The following is a 19,008-nucleotide window of genomic DNA, read 5'->3' as shown; positions in this document are numbered from 1 at the left end:
CCGGACGGGCCTCCAGCAATCAGTAGGGACAACGGATCCGGATCGCGGAAAGCACCTCGACGCAGGGTGCTCGCCGGGGACGGTATCACCGCCGCATTCGAAACGATAGAGTTTTGTGAACGGTCATTCCGAAGAGCTATCCATCGGACACGAGAACCACAACCCCGCCCTGAACTAGGATTATGCTGCCCGTCTCGCGTTTCTGCACACATATGACAGCAAACAACGGTTCACATGTGCATGATGGTTCGCCGCTGCAAGCAGCGTATGCTCGCCCGAAGAGAGATGCCCGCCGCATCGCAGCCAGGGCAGCCCGAGCAACAGAAGTAGGTGCGCGTGGTCGGCAAGACTCCCTCCCCTCAGGCCGAGCGCAGATCGCGGCCGAAGAACCGGCGAGACCAGATCGCCACTGCGGCCGCGATCGCCTTCAGCGAACGTGGCTACCACGGCGTGAGTGTCGAAGACATCGCCGACGAGGTCGGAATCACCAAATCCGCTCTGTACCGCCACTTTCCGGGGAAGTACGCACTCTTCCTCAACTCTGCTCTCATACTCCTGGACGCCCTGGAGTCCGCTCTCGAGAGCTCACCGACGGGCCACGCCGAATCGGCTACGGACGAGCTCCGCGCGCATCTCTGCGCCATCATCGGCACCACGATCGCCAACCGGCGCACCGCAGGTATCTACCGCTGGGAACGCCGGTACCTACGACCGGAGGATCGCTCTCCCATCCGTCGGCGCGCATGGGAGGTCAACCGCAGGATCGGGGAATGTGTGAGCCTCATCCGCCCGGATATTTCCAGCACGGACACGTTCGTGCTCGTTGCCGCGATGCTCAGCGCAATCGGCAGTATCACTGCGCACAGCCTCACCCTGGCTCCGCGCCGCATCGAGCACATCCTCGTCGATGCATGTGTGGCACTGTCCCGGTCGGATCTCTCTTCGGAAGAACCCATTTCGTCGATACCCACCGCTGCGCGCCACCCGTCGTCGGTGAACAACATGCGCGAGGATCTTCTGCAATCGGCGATCGAACTCTTCCATCGGGAGGGGTACGCGGAAATCGGAGTGGAGGAGATCGCCTCGACCGTAGGCCTGCCCGCGTCGGGCGTCTACCGATACTTCCCATCGAAGGCCGATATCCTCGCAGCCGCTTTCTACCGTGCGATCGACCGGCTCGAGACCTCGATCGAGTCGGCACTTCAGCGGACCTCGAGCCCACGAGACGGCCTCGAAGCACTTGCCACGGTGTATATCGAGCTCTGCATCTCGCAGCGGGAGTTGATGTCCGTGTACTTTGCGGAGCTGATCAATGTGCCTCCCGGACCGCGGGCAGATCTACGTATGCGCCAGCGACTCGACGTCGAACAATGGGCCACCCTCCTCAACGAGGTACGCCCCGAACTCTCGAGCGTCGAATCACGCTTCCTTCTGTACGCAGCGCTCAACCTCGTTCCCGATCTGGGTGTGTTCCTCGGTCCCAACGCCGTGCGGCAACAGGCGCCGCGGATCCATGCGGTGATGATGTCGGTACTGCTCGGCTCCACGCCCGAACAGCCTGCATCCTCCGAACACAATCCGCGTATGCCGAAGTCGAGTGCCGCCGGGTCACTGTCTGCGCACACGCCGTCCAGGTAGCGATCGCCTGCCGTGTCCGGCCACTCCGGCAACTCCGCGCGCGAACAGAAGAGGCAGGCCCCAGGCGTCGACCGAGTGTGCGTGCCTTCTTCGCGCGCGGATATCGGAAGGAAGGCATGCTGGGAGACGCACCCGATCCCCGGACACAAGGAGCACTCGACATGGCACGCATCGCACTCTTCGGCGGACACGGCAAGGTCGCGCTGCACCTCGAGCGGTTACTCGCCGACTCCGGCCACGAGACCAGTGCGTTCATTCGCAACCCCGACCACGCCGACGACGTACGCGCCGCAGGAGGCACGCCGGTGGTGGCCGACGTCGAGCAACTCGACATCGCGGCGCTGTCCGACCTGCTGCAGGGCCACGATGCGGTGGTGTGGTCGGCGGGTGCGGGCGGCGGCAACCCCGCCCGCACGTACGCCGTGGACCGTGATGCCGCGATCGCATCGATGACAGCCGCGCAGGAGGCAGGCGTGCGGCGGTACGTGATGGTGTCGTACTTCGGGGCGAGACCCGACCACGGTGTGCCCGAGGACAACAGTTTCCATCCGTACGCAGAGGCGAAGGCCGCCGCCGATACACACCTGCGCGGCACCGATCTCGAGTGGACCATTCTCGGGCCGAGCGCCCTCACCCTGGATCCCCCGACCGGACGGATCGAGATCGAGGGTCAGGGTGCGAGAGACAAGGGGCAGGTCTCGCGCGCCGATGTCGCCGCCGTGATCGCTGCAGTGCTCGAGCGTCCCGAGACCGCCGGTCGCATGATCGAGTTCAACAACGGCGACACACCGATCGCGGAGGCGCTCGACGCACTCCGCTGACGGTCGTCACCGGTAGATCGACGCCGTGGACCCCGGATCTCGCACAGCGGGTCCGGACCCACGGCCATTGTTACGCCTGTGTTACGTTCTCCACGAGTCAGACGCAGCCCTGATGCAGTACGTGCATCAGAAATGCAAGGGAATCCGGTGCAACTCCGGAACTGTCGCGCAGCGGTGAAGGCGACCGACAGGGCACGTGCCACTGGACCGGAATCGGTCCGGGAAGGCGCCCTGTCGGAACGACCCTGAGTCCGAAGACCTGCTGGCTCACCGAATCACACACGTGGGCCTCGCGATTGGGCCCCTGATACGAGAGAACGATCGATGCGCGCCCAGACCGATGGCACCGCCCTCCCCATTCGTGTTCACGCCTCCGCACGAAGCGACCTACCGACCCCACGACAGGTCACGGAGTCCGCACCGTCGGGGTGCTGAGTTGCTCGAGGTCGCGAAGTCACCTCAGCGCACCACGCCACCGCAGCACACACGAATTCCGGCGATCCCGCTCCTGGTCGTCCTCGCCCTCGCGATCGTCCTCAGCGGATTCATGTCGCTGACCTTCGGGTCCGAGCCGGTGCCGCTGTCCGCCACATGGGACGTGGTGCGAGCACATTTCACCGGTGGGGTCGGCCCCGACCCGGTGTACGACACGATCATCTGGGAACTTCGTGCTCCCCGCATCCTGATGGCGCTCATCGTCGGTGCAGGCCTGGCCATGGCCGGGGCCGCAATGCAGACCCTGGTGCGAAATCCGCTGGCCGATCCCTATCTTCTGGGTATCTCCGCCGGTGCCGGCGTCGGGGCCACTCTCGTCATCATGTTCGGTGTCCTGACCACTATCGGTGTGTGGGCATTGTCGTTGGGCGCCCTGATCGGCGCCATGGTCGCCGGAGCCGCGGTCTTCGGCATCTCCATTGCACAGGGGGGCCTGACCCCACTCCGTCTCATTCTCACCGGCGTGGTCATGGCCTCGGCGTTCTCGTCCGTCTCCAGCTTCCTGGTCTTCCTCAGTGATGACCGCGATGCCGTTCGGTCGGTCCTGCACTGGACCCTCGGAAGCGTGGCGGGTGCGATGTGGGTGCAGATTCTCCCTGCCCTGCTCGTCGTGGTTGCGTCTGCCGCGATCCTGTTCGCACTCCATTCATGGCTCGACGCGCTGGCAAGCGGACCGGACGTGGCCAGAGCACTCGGTGTGCCGGTGCGGGGGCTCCGACTGGGACTCTTCGCTTTGTCGTCGATTCTTGTCGGCGTGCTGGTCTCGGTGTCCGGAGGAATCGGATTCGTCGGCCTGATCATGCCGCACCTCGCCAGGATCGTGGTGGGCGCACGCCATCGGGTGGTGCTTCCTGTGGCCGCACTCGGTGGCGCACTGTTCCTGCTCTGGATCGACATCGCTGCTCGGGTCCTGCTCAGTCCGGAGGAACTCCCCCTGGGTGTGATGACCGGTCTCGTGGGGGCACCGGTGTTCCTCTTCCTGCTGGGGCGCCGCCACTACAGTTTTTCGGACGGTGACTGATGCATATTCGGATGCGCAATGTTCGCTGCCGGATCGCCGGATCGGACATTCTGTCCGGCATCGATCTCGACTTCCCCGCCGGCTCCATGGTGGCGCTGGTGGGAATCAACGGGAGCGGTAAATCGACATTGCTTCGAACCCTCGCAGGCCTGCGCGCCCCCGCGGAGGGAACCGTCACCCTCGACGGCCGAGATCTCTATTCGCTTCCGCCACGTGCTCGGGCACGAGCGATTGCCTATGTCGGTCAGGAGGAAACACCCCCTCAGGACCTCTTGCTCGGTGAGATGGTCGCCATGGGCCGCATCCCCCATCGGCCACCCTGGTCCCTGGGAGAAGAATCCGATCGGGAGGTCACACTGCGCGCACTGACCACCGTCGAATTGGCACACGCAGTCGATCGCCGGTGCGATCAACTCTCGGGCGGTGAACGGCGCCGCGCCATGCTGGCTCGTGGATTGGCTCAGGAATCGTCCCTGCTGATCCTGGACGAACCGACCAACCATCTCGATATCCGCCATCAGATACACCTCCTCGACACACTGCGCGGCCTCGGCTGCACGGTGGTGGCCGCAATGCACGACCTCGCGCTCGCGGCGGCGTACTTCGATCGGGTCGCCGTCCTCCACGACGGCGCTCTCGCGACCTACGGCGACGCATCCGAGGCCTTGTCCCCAGCAACGATCACTCGTGCCTTCGGCGTTCCTGCAACACAACTCACCGATCCTGCGACCGGACGGCAGCACCTGGTGCTCGGTACCGACTCGCCCCGGATCCGATCACACACGGAGAACCATGCCTGAGTACGTCCCATCCCGTTCGAAGACCCTGCCTCGTTCGAGGACTCCGGTCTCGCTGGCCGTCGGCCTCCTCACCGCAGCCATGACGCTGGCCGGCTGCAGCAGCGCAGACGAACAGCAGGAGGTTGCGTCGGACGGTCACGTCACCGTCGAGAACTGCGGAGAGCAGATCACCTTCCCCTCGCCGGCACAGGCGATCTACGCCAACGACAGTCAGATCCTCCTGAATCTGCTTGCCCTCGAGGCCGACGACCGGATCACCGCGATCAGCGGTATCCGTAACACACGGCTCGACCAACTTCGCGGTATGTACGGCACAGCGCGTATCGACGCCTTGCCGGTCGTCTCGGAAGAATCCTTCAACCTCGAAACCATCCAGGCCCAGAAACCGGACGTGGTGATGGCCGGCCACGGATGGGGTTTCAGCGTGGAGAAGAACATCACGCCCGAACGCCTGAACGACGATTTCGGCATTCCCGCGTACACCGTCACCCCGACCTGCCTGCCCGGTTCGCTCGACGCGCTGTCGCCGTGGGACGAGGCGTACGCCGATCTGTCGAACATCGGGAGCATCGTCGGCCACGACGATATCGCCGCCGTGAAGATCGACGAGTTGCAGCAGCGCCGCGAGGAGATGGAGTCGGCGCCACGAGCGGACGGTGCTCCGACCGTCATGTACGTCACCTCGGTATCGAACGAAGGGGTGTCGAGCGCCGGTAATCCGCACCTCTTCACCTCGATCATCGACGTGACGGGTGCTCGTAATGCGTTCGACCACGTCGACGAGAAGAGTCCGAAGGTGTCCTGGGAGTCCGTGACTGCCGCGGACCCGGACTTCATCGTTCTCACTGACACCGGCGACGGTAGCGGAGCTTTCGAAGCGAAACTGGCTCTGCTCACCGAGAATCCCGCAACCCGTTCGTTGGACGCGGTGACACAGGGACGCATTCTGAATCTGCCGACCGACATGGGTCGCAGCGGTGCACTGATGATGGATACCGCGGAGCAACTGCGGATCGCATTGGAAGAGGCAAACCTACTGCCTCGGAGTGGAATCGAGCCGCGCATGGACCTCAGCGCGTTGAAGTGACCGGCGGCGAACGATGAAAGGTCCACACGTGAACGCGGACTCGGTACTGGCCGAGCTGATCAGCGCACTCCCGGCGAGCGCGCATTCTCCCCTGATGCTGGATGCCGGGTCTCAGGAGATCCCTGCGTCGGCGGTCCTCGACCCGGAATGGATCGGGGACGAGATGCAGTTGCGTGCCGACCGCTGGCAGGTCGACGATCCGTTGATCGTGGGGACGGTGCTGTGGCGTGCGATCAGCAATTCACTGGTTCTCCCGACGATCGCGAGTCTGTTCGTGACCGGCACGGCCCTGAGTCCGGCGATGCAGGATGTGGTCCTGCACCGCCGGGCCCTGACCGGGCGCGACGCCGACTTCGTCGCGGTAGGCGGGATCTCGACATCGGACGACACGTTCTCACCGAATCGGAAGATGTACGGACGACTGGTGGGCGCGCGGTCGACTCGCGTCCTCACCACTTCTCCGGAAGCCGCCCTGATCGAGTCATTGGGCGCCGGAATCGAATTCATGGCGAGCCGCTGCGGTAAAGGCGAGCGGCGACTCTGGGCTGTCGCAGTCGACTCCCTCGCGACCCGGTTCCTGTGGGCAGGCTCGGCCACGGGCCGGACGAACGACGCGATGGACGCCGCGCGCGCCATGGTGCAGAGGATCTCGGACCAGCTCCCGGGACCTCGATTGCCGGACCCACGGTTCCAGACCGTGATGGCGGATACCTCGTCCTCACCGCACACTTTCGTGCACAGAGTGTCGTGTTGTCTGCTGTACAACGGCCCGCACGGAGTGAAGTGCTCGACATGTCCTCGTCAGCACCCCGACCTCCGGCTCGAACGACTCGTCGAGCGTGCTCGGCGAGCGGACCGGTAAGAGCCCGGAACGGCCGAACGTCACCTTCATCCAATCCAACTGAACGAAGGTGACGTTCGGCCATATCGCAGCGGGCGTCAGGCCTGCTGAACAAGCTCCTCGACCCGCACCGGGGAGGTGTCCGAGGCAGCCGCAATGGCCTCCTCGAACTGCCGGTGGTCGACCTGCGAACCGAGCATCAGGGCGAGACGCGTGAGGAAACCTTCACGATCGCTCTCGTCGACCTGGTCGAGCGCAGTCGACAGCCCCAGCCACACGTTCTCACGACGCTGCTCGTCTTCGGTGACCTGCTCGGCCGGACGGGCAGGCAACGCGTCGCCGGATGGAGCGGCACCGGAGCGCAACGCGTCTGCGATACCCGACAGCCCTGCAACAGGCACGCGGCACAGCAGAAGACCGTCGGGACGGATCACGAAAGTGTCGCCGGCCTTCGCGCCGAGCGCGTCGGCGAGGTCGGCGGCGTCGAGTACGGTCACACCGTCCACCTCGGCACTGCCGACTGCGAGTGCGCGGACGCTCTCGGGCGACAGCGCTGTTGCGAGCTCGGCCGTGGCCGCGGCGAGCGCGGCGCTGCCCGCCTCGTCGAGCCCGAAGCCGAGCACCGCGAAACCGGTGCCGCGAGCGACGTTGAGTGAGGTGTCGGCCCCGCCGATACGCACGCGGCGGTCTTCGACCGGATCACCCGGCAGCACACCGTCGGTCCCCGGAGCCACCGACCACGTCAGCGGCGACAGTCGCGCGTGGGTGGCACTGGACTGACGCGGATTGATCAGGTGACCGAACTCGGGGCGACCGACTGCAAGCGCGAGGACTGCGTCGCGCGTGGTGCGGTATCCGTGGCTGCCCGGGCTCATGATGAGGGTGGACTTGCCTGCGTTGGCAACGTTCTGCTCCCACGCGTTGTGGCGCTCGGACGAGTACGCCTGAAGCAGGGCGGCGTCGGCATTGCCGTGGATCACGGCCGCGAGCTGCCATGCGAGGGTCTCGGCGTCCTCCATGCCGGAGTTCAGGCCACGCACACCGAAGATCGGAACGAGATGCGCCGCGTCCCCGGCGAACAGGATCCGGTCGTGGGCGAACTCGTCGAGGGCGAGCGCGCGGGCACTGTAGAAGCCCTTCCACTCGAGGGTCCACGGCAGGTCGTTCTGCAGCCAGTCGAGGTGCTTGGCGATGCGAGCCCGGATGGCGTCTTCCTGGGTCTCGATCTCGGCGTCCTCGGACGGGTCGAGCTGGTAGTCGATGCGCCAGATGTCGCCGGGTTGCTTGTGCATGATGATCGTCGAACCCGGGTTGCTCGGCGGGTCGAACCACACCATGCGCTCGGCGGGCAGAGCCGACTCCCAGTGGATGTCGGCGATGACGTAGCGGCCTTCGTAGCTGGTGCCCTGCAGGCGCAGGCCTGCGAGTTCACGCATGCGGCTGCGACCGCCGTCGGCCGCGACGACGTACTGGGCGCGCAGGTGGCGCTTGCCGTCGGCGGTGTCGACTTCGAGGGTGACTTCATCATCACCGCGAAGAATGCCCGCAATCGATGCCTGCCAGTACAGGGTGACGAGCGGATTCTGCTCGATGGTGTCGACCATGATCTGTTCGAACTCCGACTGGGAGACGTTGATCATGGGCGGACGCACGTCGAAGTCGCGCTGCGGCATCTGGAAGTGCAGGACCTGCTGGTCGCGGTAGAAGCTACGGCCACCGGCCCACGGGAGCACGATCTTGTCGAGTTCGGCACCGAAGCCGAGACGCGCAGCGGCTTCGAGGCTGTGACGGGAGATGCAGATCGCGCGGCTACCGAACGACACCTGGTCGGCGGCCTCGATGACGGTGACCGGGATGCCGCGCTGCGCGAGCCCCAGAGCGGTGGCCATGCCGACCGGTCCGGCACCCACGACGACGACGGGGAGCGTCTCGTCGGACGGAGTCATCGACTCGAACGTCGACGCGGGGTACTTGGGAGGCTGGTAGTAGGTCGACACGGTTCAGACACCTTCCTGCGAGGGGGACTGTGACTGCTCGGTGCTCGTGCCTGCTGAAGGCACACGCAGGAGCAGGATGCTCATGAGGCTGACCAGGGCGATCAGCACGAAGTAGCCGGTGATGGAGATCGAGGTACCGGTCGCTGCGAACAGCGAGGTTGCGATCATGGGGGCGAGACCGCCGCCGAGGATGGCACCGACCTGGTAGCCGAGGGACGCACCGCTGTAGCGGATCTTGGCGGGGAACAGTTCCGCGAACAGCGCTGACTGGGGTCCGGCGCAGCAGCCGAGGGTGAAACCCAGTGCGATCATGGACAGCAACATCACCGGCAGGATCGCGGTGTCCATCAGCGGGAAGAACAGGGCTGCTGCGACGACGAGCGCGGCCGATGCCTTGATGTAGATCGTGCGGCGGCCGACGAGGTCGGAACGCCAGGCGCTGTAGGCCATGCCTGCCATCCAGAACGGGCACGAGGCGATGAGCAGTGCCAGCATCGCGGTCTTGCTGTATCCGAGTTCGGTTTCTCCGTACTTGAGGACATAGACCATGTAGGCGTACGCGATGCCGTTCGTGGCGATGAATGTGCCACCGGCCAGCAGCACCGTCTTCCAGTGCTTGGTGAGCACCTCGAGGATCGGCATCTTCTCGTCGACTTCGGCGGGCGCTTCTTTGGTCGCTTTGAACTCTGCGCTCTCCTCGAGCCCGAGACGGATCCACATGGCGACGATGACGAGGACGGCCGACATGAGGAACGGCACGCGCCAGCCCCACGAGTTGAAGGCGTCTTCGCTCAGGAACATGGTGAGCGGCAGGTAGACGAGGTTCGCGATCAGCACACCCGCGGGCACCCCCAGCTGAGGTGCCGCACCGTACAGTCCACGCTTGCCTGCGGGCGCGTTCTCTGTCGCGACGAGGACGGCGCCACCCCACTCGCCGCCCACCCCGAGCCCCTGGATGAACCGCAGGGTCACGAGAAGGATGGGGGCGGCAACCCCGATGGCGTCGTAGTTCGGCAGCAGGCCGATGGCGACTGTCGCGAAGCCCATGAGGAGTAGCGACGTGACGAGCATCGACTTGCGACCGATCTTGTCGCCGAAGTGTCCCATCACCACGCCGCCGATCGGGCGCGCGATGAAGCCGACGGCGAGCGTCGCGAAGGCTGCGAGTGTGCCTGCGACGTCCGAGGAACCCGGGAAGAACTGATGTCCGAGCACGAGCGCCGCTGCGGTGCCGTAGATGAAGAAGTCGTACCACTCGATGGCGGTGCCGACGAAGCTGCCGAGCGCGGCTTTGCGCGCCGCTTTTGCCGACGTCTGAGGCGTCGAGTCAAGAACGGTCATGAGTACGGGTGCCCTTCGGCGAGGTGAACTGGAACGGATCCGATTAACGAGCGTTCGGACGCGGTACAGCCATCATGAGGGCGGTCACATTCATTTGAAAAGCGGATAAAGTCGGGGATCTATCCCCGAAAAACCGTCATTAGAGAGATTTTCCCAGTTCATGGCGGTTGCCTCCCTGACGGGCAGTGACCACGAAGTGAACAAAAGTTTGCGCCACACGACTGGGCAGCGCATCTTTTCGCCACGTGAGGACGACGTCGACGCTCGCCGGCTTGGGCTCCGCGAACGGCCGCACCGCGATCGGAAGGCCCTCGTAGGTCACGTCCAAGGAGGGACGCTGAAGCAACAGCGACCACCCCAGTCCCCGGCCCACGAAGGCGCGGCACGTCTCGTAGTTCTGAGTCCGGTAGGCGACCACCGGCGAGAAACCTGCCTCAGCGCACACACTCACCGCGTGCCCCGAACTCGGCGGCGCGTCGAGCATCACCATCGGTTCGTGAGCGAGATCCGTCAGCCGCACCGGAGATCCCGACAGCGCCGCCGGGTGGTCGGCGGGCAGCAGCAACATCGGCTCCCTGGAGTCGAGGACGACGGACTCCAGCCCGGGCTCGAGGTCGAGGTCGTACATGAAGGCCACGTCGAGGTCACGCGAGTCGAGCTGCGCCCGCAGCCGGTTCTGTGTGTCTTCCCGGAAGTCGACACGCGCTCTCGGGTGAGCCTCGGTGAATCCGGTGATCAACGACGGCAGCAGCGTAGGCCCGAGTGACGGATAGCAGCCGACCGCGACCGGTCCCGCTACGGAACCCGCCTCGGAATGGGCGTCGTTCTCGAGTTCCGCGGCGAAATGCAACACCATCTTGGCTCGCTCGAGAACTGCGTGCCCGGTCGGAGTGAGACGCACTCCGCGCGCTCGCTGACGTACGAGCAACTTGACGTCGAGTGCTCGTTCGAGATCGTTGACGGCGGCGGACACCGCCGAATGCGACATGCGGAGCGCGTCCGCAGCTGCGGTGATGGTCCCCCAATCGGCGACGGCAACGAACGCCGCCAGCTGGCGGATCGTGTAGGCGGGCACATCCTCGGAACGGGCCATACGCCCCACGTTAGATCGACTACGTCACGACCCGATCGGCGATATCGGATCGCACCATCGACGGCACGCTCGCGGCGAACTTCTTCAGATACGCGAGGATCCATTCACGCTGCGAGGCCAGGAACGGAAAGTCCGAGCCCACCATGTGCCGGACGGCGAGCATCGGCAGTGGGGCGTCGAGTGCCCGGAACGCGCTGTTCCGCAGCCCGGAGACCGTGCAACCCGGGTAGAACTGGCCGAGCATCAACCCTGCCAGCACGAAATCCGACTTTCGCTCGTTCTGCACGAGCTCGATCACCTCGTAGTCGGTGACGTCGGGAAATACCGCAACGACCGACCTGAGCGCGGCGTCCGGTCCGGAGACAGGCGAGAAGTGCGGAAAGAGCTCGGCGAGGTCGTCGGCGACATCCCGCATGCGCTGCGCGTCGACGGCACCCGGGACGAAGACCGCGTAGAACAGCCCCCGGCCGATCGACGGCGCGGCAAACGGGCAGACCGGCCCGCTCCGCCCCAGATCGTCGTGCGGACTGCACAGAAAATCGACTGCCCAGCGACGTAACTCCCCGGTACGGGGATGTTCGTCGTCCCGAACGTCGTCGAACACGCTCACCGGCTCGATGCCGGATCGGCGGCCACGGAGAACTCTGGTCTGGTCGGTCATCGCTGGCCTTTCCTGAGGTGGTCCACCAGGACCGGGGTGATCTGATCGAGCGCCCGCGTACCGGTCATGTCCCGGTGTGTGACGTCGAGGTGGTGTGTCTCGATGACCCCGTCGATGTGCGGTTGCCAGACCGCGACGGGGTCGGGCATCCGAACGGCAAGGGCGTCGGCGGATTCGAAGAACACGACGTCGGTGACGAGCCGGACTGCCGGCCGGTGCGCGGTTGCGAGGGCCACCGTGTGCGTGAACCCACGACGCAGGGCCTCGCGCCGGGCCGCGTCCACAGTCCCGGCGGGAACCACTGCCTCGACTTCGGAGTCGACGATCTCGGCGGTGGGCGCGGGGGACGCCTCGTCCGGAAGGTGGGTGTCGAGCATCGTGAGCGTCGCAACGAGATCTCCGCCTGCCGTGAGCTGCGCCGCGATCTCGTGGGCGATCTGTCCGCCTGCCGAGTAGCCGAGCAGGTGGTACGGACCGTACGGTTGCACCGATCGGATGCTCTCGACGTGGACGGCCGCGAGATCCTCGAGCGTGTCGGTGACGCACTGCGGATCGGTCAGCAGCGGCGACTGCAGCCCGTACACGGGCCGGTCGTCGATGCGTCGTGCGAGTCCCGCGAAGCACCAGGCGGTGCCCACAGCAGGATGGACACAGAACAGCGGCTCGCCCGCCCCGCTCGCACGCAACGGCAGCACTGCGTCGAACGAGTCGTCATCCGTCTGCGAGTCGGCGACGCGCCGTGCCAGGGAACCCGCGGTGGGATGCGTGAAGAGCCACTGCACCGGCACGGGGCGGCCGAACGACTCCGACAGTGACGCCACCACGGCCGTCGCACCGAGCGAAGTGCCGCCGAGGGCGAAATAGTCGTCGTCGATCCCGACTCGCGGGGTGCCGAGGCCGGCTGAGAAAGCGGTGACCACGATGTTCTCCGTGGCATCGCGGGGCGCCCGATACGCGCGGCGACCCGCGTTCGAGTCGGGAGTCGGCAGTGCCGCCCGGTCCAGTTTGCCGTTGGGAGTGACGGGGAGCGTGTCGAGCACGGTGAGCGTCGCGGGCACCATGTGAGGGGCGAGGCGCGCTTGGGCGTAGACGCGAACGTCATCGGCGACGAGACGCCCGCCGGGAACTGCGACGACATATCCATCGAGTCGGTCGCGGCGAACGGAGACCACTGCCCGGGCCACCCCTGGGGCATCGTTCAGCACCGATTCGATCTCACCGGGTTCGATCCGGAATCCGCGGACCTTGACTTGCAGGTCACTGCGGCCGACATAGTCGAGGGTGAGTGCGCCGTCGGCCGAACGGCGCCACCGCACGAGGTCGCCTGTGCGGTACATCCGCTCCCCCGGTTTACCGGAGGGATCGGCAACGAACCGGGACGCCGTTCCTGCGCGTCGGTTGCGGTAACCGCGCGCCACGGCGGGGCCGCTCACGTACAGCTCCCCCACCACGCCGGTGGGGACGGGGCGAAGCCGATGGTCGAGGACGAGTTCGGTGATTCCGCGGATCGGGCCACCCAGTTCGACGAGACCATCCACGACGAGGGGTGAGCCCGCGTTGGTCTGGATCGTGTTCTCGGCCGGACCGTAGGTGTTGATCATGTCGCGGCCCGGTGCCCACTGGGCCACGAGTTCGGGCGGGCACACTTCTCCCCCGACGACGACCGTGCCCAGATCCTCGAGTCCGGTGGGGGTGACGGTCGCGAGCACCGACGGTGTCAAAGCGACGTGCGTGACCCGTTCTCGGGTAAGTAGATCGGTGAGCTCGGTACCGCCGTAGACGGTGGGCGGCGCCACCACGAGACGGCCACCCGACCCGAAGGCCCACAACTGCTCGAGGATCGCCGCATCGAAACTCGGTGACGCGAAGTGCAGTACCCGCGACCGCGACCCGAGCGCGAACCTGGTGCGTTGTTCCTCGACGAAGTTCGACAGACCGCTGTGGGTGACCACCACTCCCTTGGGGGTTCCGGTCGATCCGGACGTGTACACGATGTAGGCCGCGTGGTCGGGGCGCAGCGGTGAACTGCGGTCGGCGTCGGTCACCGCGCGGTCGTGGTGAGTTGCGATGTGTGCGGCCTCGGCTGGGTCGTCGAGGACCAGCCATCGCCGGTGCGGCAGGTCTGCCTGCAGTCCCCCGCTGGTGATTCCGACGGCCACGTCGGAATCCTCGATCATGTGCGCGATCCGCGCGGCCGGGTACTTCGGATCGACCGCCACGTAGGCAGCACCGGTCTTCGCGACCGCCCACAGCGCCATCACCGACTCGACCGAGCGTGTCAACGCCACGGCAACTACGGTTTCGGGACCGGCTCCGAGTTCGATCAGTCTGCGCGCCAGACGATTCGAACGCGAGTCGAGGTCGAGATAGGTGAGGTGGTCGTCGCCGCATACCACCCCGACAGAGTCGCCCCCGGTCGTCGCACCACGCTCCAGCAACCGAGGGAGGGTGAGCGCGGGCTCCATCGGCCCGCCCGAGACCGGCACGAGCTCCGCGCGTTCGGCCGAGTCCAGGATGTCGATCGCGCCGATCTCCCGGCCGGGCCGGGCGACGACCGCGTCCAGGACTCGCGTAAACGCCGCGGCGAATCGCTGCACTGTCGACTCGTCGAAAATGTCGGTGGCGTAACCGAACTCGGCTGTCATCGCACCTCCATCCCGCGGTTCCTCCACTGCGAGGTAGAGATCGCATTTGGCAACCGGCGGAGCCGCGTCGACGGTGTCGATCAGGAGGCCGGGCAGTTCGACGCGCGTGGGTGAGATATTTCGGAACTCGAGTAGTGCCTGGAACAGCGGGGTGTGCGAGGTCGATCGTGCGGGATCGACGGCCTTCACGACCTGGTCGAACGGCACGTCCGCGTGGTCGAAGGCATCGAGGTCTCGGGCGCGGGTGCGGTCGAGGAGTTCGTGGAACGACGCAGACGCATCGATGTCGGAGCGGAGCACGACCGTGTTGACGAACATCCCGACCATGACATCGAGTTCGGCCGCGCCCCGGCCCGCCACGGGAGTGCCGACTGCCGATGTTGTCGCCCCGGTGAGGCGTTCGAGCAGGACCGCGAATGCCGCGTGCATCACCATGAACACGGTCGCGTCGTGCGCGCGGGCCAGGGCGGCAGCACCCGAGGCCAGTGCAGCGGGAATCTCGAACGGCACTGTACGGCCATGGTGGGTGCGTCGCGCGGGGCGGGGCCTGTCGACGGGAAGGTCGAGGAGTTCGGGGACGCCTTCGAATGTCCCCCGCCAGAAGTCGAGTTGCCGCGACACCGAGGATTGCGGATCGGTCGCGTCGCCGAGTCGTTCGAGGTGCCGCAGCGCGTGGTCGGTGTAGCACGTAGGCAGCGGGGCCCACTCGGGGCCGTGCCCGCGCGCCCGGGAAGTGTAGGCAAGCATCGTGTCGCGAGCGAGGGGCAGTGTCGATGCGCCGTCGGCCGCGATGTGGTGCACGACCAGCACCACCACGTGCTCGACCGCCCCGACCTGCAGCAGCGCGGTGCGCACCGGAATATCGCGACTCACGTCGAACCCCTCGGACGCGAGTTCGCGAAGTGCCTCGAGCATGCCGTCTTCACCGGGTACGGGCACGGGTGTGAAATCGAACGCCGCGTGGTCGAGAACTTCCTGGTAGGGCCCGGAATCCGACACCGGGTAGCGGGTGCGCAGCGGTTCGTGTCGCGCGACGACGTCCGCGAAAGCCGCGTTCAGCGCATCGAGATCGAGCTCACCGATCACGCGCAACGCGATGGGAACGTTGTACACGGGCGACGCGGTGTCGACCTGGTTGACGATCCACATTCGCTGCTGAGCGGGTGCGAGCGGGATTCGCTCGGGGCGGGGCACGGCCGCGAGGGCCTCGGCGTCAGGCACAACGGTGTCTGCGCGGGCTGCGAGTTCTGCGACAACCGGTGCGTCGAACAGGTCGCGGACCCCGAACCGGACACCGAGCGCGGCATTGACACGGGCGACCGCGCGGGTCGCGCTCAGCGAATTACCCCCGAGGTCGAAGAAATGGTCGTGACGACCCACCCGCACCAGACCGAGGACCTCGGCGAACACCTCCGCGACCGCGCGTTCGGCGCTTCCCTCCGGTGCGACGAACTCGGTGGTCCCGGTACCGAACACCGGCTCCGGGAGAGCGTCGCGGTCGAGTTTCCCGACGGGGGTGACCGGAAGCGCGTCGAGCGGCGCGATCACGGCGGGCACCAGATGAGCCGGCACGCAGCCGCGCAGGTATGCGGTGAGCTCACGAGCGTCGGGTTCGCCCGAGCCCGGAATGACGTACGAGACCGGAACGACAACACCGGAAGGATCGGGGCGCCCGACCGTCACGGCCGCGGCAACGCCGGGATGCCGGAGCAGTGCCGCGTCGATCTCACCGAGTTCGACCCGGATCCCCCGGATCTTGATCTGGAAGTCGGAGCGGCCCACGTAATCGAGCACGAGGGTGTCGTCGGGCAGTCGCCTCCAGCGCACCACGTCGCCGGTCCGGTACATGCGTACGCCGTGGGGCGCTGCAACGAACCGTGTCGCGGTGAGCGCCCCGCGGTTGCGGTAGCCGCGCGCGAGCGCCGGGCCGGAGACGTACAGTTCCCCGGCCACACCGACGGGGACAGGTTGCAGGTGGTCGTCCAGGACGGTTTCGGTGAATCCGCGGACCGGTCCGCCGATCGTCACGGGCGCATCGGCAACGAGTGTCGCGGCGTTCGACATGACGGTCGATTCCGTGGGCCCGTAGCCGTTGATCAGAGTGCGGCCGGGGGCCAGGCGTTCGACGAGTTCGTCCGGGCAGGCTTCGCCCGCCACGGCCAGCGTGTGCAGGGACCTCGGGAGTCGCGGCACCGTCGACAACACCGTAGGCGTGAGCACGGCGTGCGTGACATCGTGTCGATGCAGAATCTCTCCGAGTTCGTCGCCGCCCATCACGGTGGGCGGCACCACGACCAGACGCGCCGCACTTCCGGTCGCCCAAAGAATTTCGAACACGGACGCATCGAAGCTCGGAGAGGCGCAGTGCAGCACACGGGCGTCGAGGCACCCACCGAAGCGGTCACGCTGCTCGGCGACCAGGTCGGCGATGCCGCGATGGGTGACGGTGACGCCCTTGGGAATACCGGTCGAGCCGGATGTGTAGATCAGGTACGCCGCTCCGTCGGAGTGCACAGCCGCAGGTGCGGACGCAGTGAGTTCCGTGGTGGGTAGGCCGTCCCTGAGTTCGAGCCATCGAACCCCGTCCGGCAGCGCCGCGCGGAACTCCGGTGTCGTCAGGCCCACCGCGACAGCCGAATCGGTGAGCATGTGTTCGATCCGTTCGGTGGGGTACGAGGGGTCGACAGGCACGAACGCTGCGCCGCTCTTGACCACCGACCACACCGCCACCACCGATTCGATCGACCGAGCAATCGCGACGGCCACGACTGTCTCCGGCCCGGCCCCCGAAACGCGAAGGGCGTGGGCGATCCGGTCCGAGGCAGCGTCGAGTTCGGCGTAGGTGACGGTGCGGTCCTCGCACTGCACCGCGACACCCTGCGGATTCGCGGCGACGGCGGCCGCGAGGACCTCGGGCATCGTCATGCCGGGCTCCCCCGCTGCGCCGCGGACAGCACCGGGTACGTCGATCGCCCCGATGCCGGTCAGCGGCGCATCCGACGACGCGGACACGAACGCACCGATGAGATCGACGAGCCGCGCATGGTGCGCTTCCGCTTCGTCGTCGGTGTAGCGGCCGGGGTTGGCGCGGACCTCGACGATCGTCTGCGGCGGATGGCCGGAGCGGTAGATATTGACCATGATGTCCGGCACCGGCCCCGCGGTGAGGATGTGGAAGTCGGCCGTGCAGGGCCCGAATCGCCATTCCCGGTCGAAGAGCATCACATTGACGACGGGCGACGAGATCCTGCGGGCAGCGGCGTCCGCGCCCAGCTCTCGAAGGATGTCCTCGACGTTTCCTCGCTGGTGCCGCAGCGCGCCGGTGAGTTCGAGCCGGATCCGGCCGACGAGAGTGCCCACGGTGTCATCCGTGCGAACCGACGCAAGCACGGGGACGACGTTGGCGAGCATGCCTCCGGACTGTCGCAGCACCGCGGTGGTGCGCGCGGACACGGGGATGTCGACCAGTACTTCCTTTCGCCCGGTGGTGCGCGCGAGGTGGCACGCAAATGCCGCGACGATCCGCGCGGCAGCGTCGGCTCCGGACGCCCCCAGCCGGTCGGCCGTGTCCTCGGTGAGCGCTGCACGGACGACCCTGCTGCGTACCGAGGGCGCTGCAACCTTGTCGGTGAGCGTGACTGCGGCCGACCGCATGTGGAGGCGCTCCGCCCAGTGGTTACGGTCCTGCTGGTGCCGGCGGGAGGCGTGGTACTCATCGTCGATCTGTTGCAGGGTGCGCAGGTCTGCGGCGCGATTCATCGGGGCTTCGCGGTTTTCGACCGCAGCGGTGTACAACTCGGCGACCCGATCGACCATCGTCGCGGCACCATGCCCGTCGAGCGCGATGTGGTGGATGCGCGTGTACCAGAAGTACCGGTCGTCTGCGACCTGAAGCAGAGCGGCTTCGGCGAGCGGGCCTTCGTTCAGATCGATTCCGGCAGTGTGGTTCTGATCCATCCACTTGCGTGCGGCCGCTGCCGGGTCGGGTGCCGCACGAAAATCGTGCACGTCCGATTCGGCATCGGGAGGCGGCGCGACCACCTGATGGGGTTCGCCGCCGATCTCGATGACGCGGAGGAACACCGATTGGAACTCGTGCGCGGCGACGAGCGAGACGCGCCGGAACACGTCGACGTCGAGCGGTCCACGAATGTCGACGTACTGTGCGATGCAAATCGGTACATGGGGCGCGAGCTGTTGGGCGAACCACAGCCCGCGCTGCGCGGGCGAAAGCGGAAATGGTTCGTGGACAACAGCAGTGGCGATAGCCATGAAATCACACCCAGGGTAGCGGCGAAGGCGGCGTCCATTCGTTCCGGACGGCCGAGATATCGGCTCCACTACTGTCCCGCGTGCACGACCTCGCAGATACGCACCCTAGGTGTCGGCCTTCGCCACCTATACCGTGCCGCTGGTAACGAGTCAGGGTGTGGGCGTCGATCCTCCCCACGTCGGGTCGACCTGCAATGCGCTGCGATAGTCAGCGATGAGCTCTCTGCACCAGCGTGATTGTGGGCGAAGGCACCGCAGCGTTCGGAATTCGCCATCCCAGCGGGGAGTTGGCACTT

Annotated in this window: 11 protein-coding genes and 1 riboswitch; of the genes, 6 read left to right on the top strand and 5 right to left on the bottom strand. The window is 66.4% G+C overall.

Annotation, left to right across the window (positions count from 1 at the left end; genetic code table 11):
- The first annotated feature begins 336 nt into the window (after window positions 1-336).
- From ACTDXD_RS19045 to ACTDXD_RS19020, 6 genes are all read left to right on the top strand, one after another.
- A complete protein-coding gene (locus ACTDXD_RS19045) occupies window positions 337-1,638 on the top strand; it encodes a TetR/AcrR family transcriptional regulator (RefSeq protein ID WP_440123835.1) in 1,302 nt (433 codons plus the stop codon).
- Window positions 1,639-1,799: 161 nt separating this feature from the next.
- Entirely contained in the window at window positions 1,800-2,459 is a 660-nt protein-coding gene (locus ACTDXD_RS19040) for an SDR family oxidoreductase (RefSeq protein WP_440123834.1), read from the top strand.
- A gap of 98 nt (window positions 2,460-2,557) precedes the next feature.
- Window positions 2,558-2,740, top strand: a riboswitch (cobalamin riboswitch).
- A 155-nt stretch (window positions 2,741-2,895) separates the two neighbouring features.
- Entirely contained in the window at window positions 2,896-3,975 is a 1,080-nt protein-coding gene (locus ACTDXD_RS19035) for a FecCD family ABC transporter permease (RefSeq protein WP_440123833.1), read from the top strand.
- A gap of 11 nt (window positions 3,976-3,986) precedes the next feature.
- Entirely contained in the window at window positions 3,987-4,775 is a 789-nt protein-coding gene (locus tag ACTDXD_RS19030; protein ID WP_440123832.1) for an ABC transporter ATP-binding protein, read from the top strand.
- Window positions 4,768-5,862 carry an ABC transporter substrate-binding protein gene (locus tag ACTDXD_RS19025; protein WP_440123831.1) on the top strand — a complete coding sequence of 365 codons (1,095 nt, stop codon included), beginning with the start codon at window positions 4,768-4,770 and terminating at the stop codon, window positions 5,860-5,862. Before ACTDXD_RS19030 ends, ACTDXD_RS19025 begins: the two co-directional genes overlap by 8 nt.
- Before the next feature lie 28 nt (window positions 5,863-5,890).
- Window positions 5,891-6,724: a (2Fe-2S)-binding protein gene (locus ACTDXD_RS19020; protein ID WP_440123830.1), complete on the top strand. Its 834-nt coding sequence runs from the start codon at window positions 5,891-5,893 to the stop codon at window positions 6,722-6,724.
- A 77-nt stretch (window positions 6,725-6,801) separates the two neighbouring features.
- Here ACTDXD_RS19020 and ACTDXD_RS19015 read toward each other — a convergent pair whose 3' ends face one another.
- The 5 genes from ACTDXD_RS19015 to ACTDXD_RS18995 form a co-directional block, all read right to left on the bottom strand.
- Complete coding sequence (locus ACTDXD_RS19015) at window positions 6,802-8,700, bottom strand: FAD-dependent oxidoreductase (protein WP_440123829.1); 1,899 nt, start codon at window positions 8,698-8,700, stop codon at window positions 6,802-6,804.
- Window positions 8,701-8,703: 3 nt separating this feature from the next.
- Complete coding sequence (locus ACTDXD_RS19010; RefSeq protein WP_440123828.1) at window positions 8,704-10,041, bottom strand: MFS transporter; 1,338 nt, start codon at window positions 10,039-10,041, stop codon at window positions 8,704-8,706.
- A gap of 139 nt (window positions 10,042-10,180) precedes the next feature.
- Complete coding sequence (locus ACTDXD_RS19005; RefSeq protein WP_440123827.1) at window positions 10,181-11,134, bottom strand: LysR family transcriptional regulator; 954 nt, start codon at window positions 11,132-11,134, stop codon at window positions 10,181-10,183.
- Between the two features lie 19 nt (window positions 11,135-11,153).
- Window positions 11,154-11,795, bottom strand: coding sequence for a DUF6875 domain-containing protein (locus ACTDXD_RS19000; RefSeq protein ID WP_440123826.1), 642 nt, complete (start codon window positions 11,793-11,795; stop codon window positions 11,154-11,156).
- Window positions 11,792-18,712, bottom strand: coding sequence for an amino acid adenylation domain-containing protein (locus ACTDXD_RS18995; protein ID WP_440123825.1), 6,921 nt, complete (start codon window positions 18,710-18,712; stop codon window positions 11,792-11,794). The genes ACTDXD_RS19000 and ACTDXD_RS18995 overlap by 4 nt, the downstream gene beginning before the upstream one ends.
- Window positions 18,713-19,008: the final 296 nt, after the last annotated feature.

The sequence above is a fragment of the Rhodococcus sp. SJ-3 genome, from assembly GCF_051918125.1.
Lineage (GTDB): Bacteria > Actinomycetota > Actinomycetes > Mycobacteriales > Mycobacteriaceae > Rhodococcus.
This window is presented reverse-complemented; position numbering and strand designations above follow the sequence as displayed.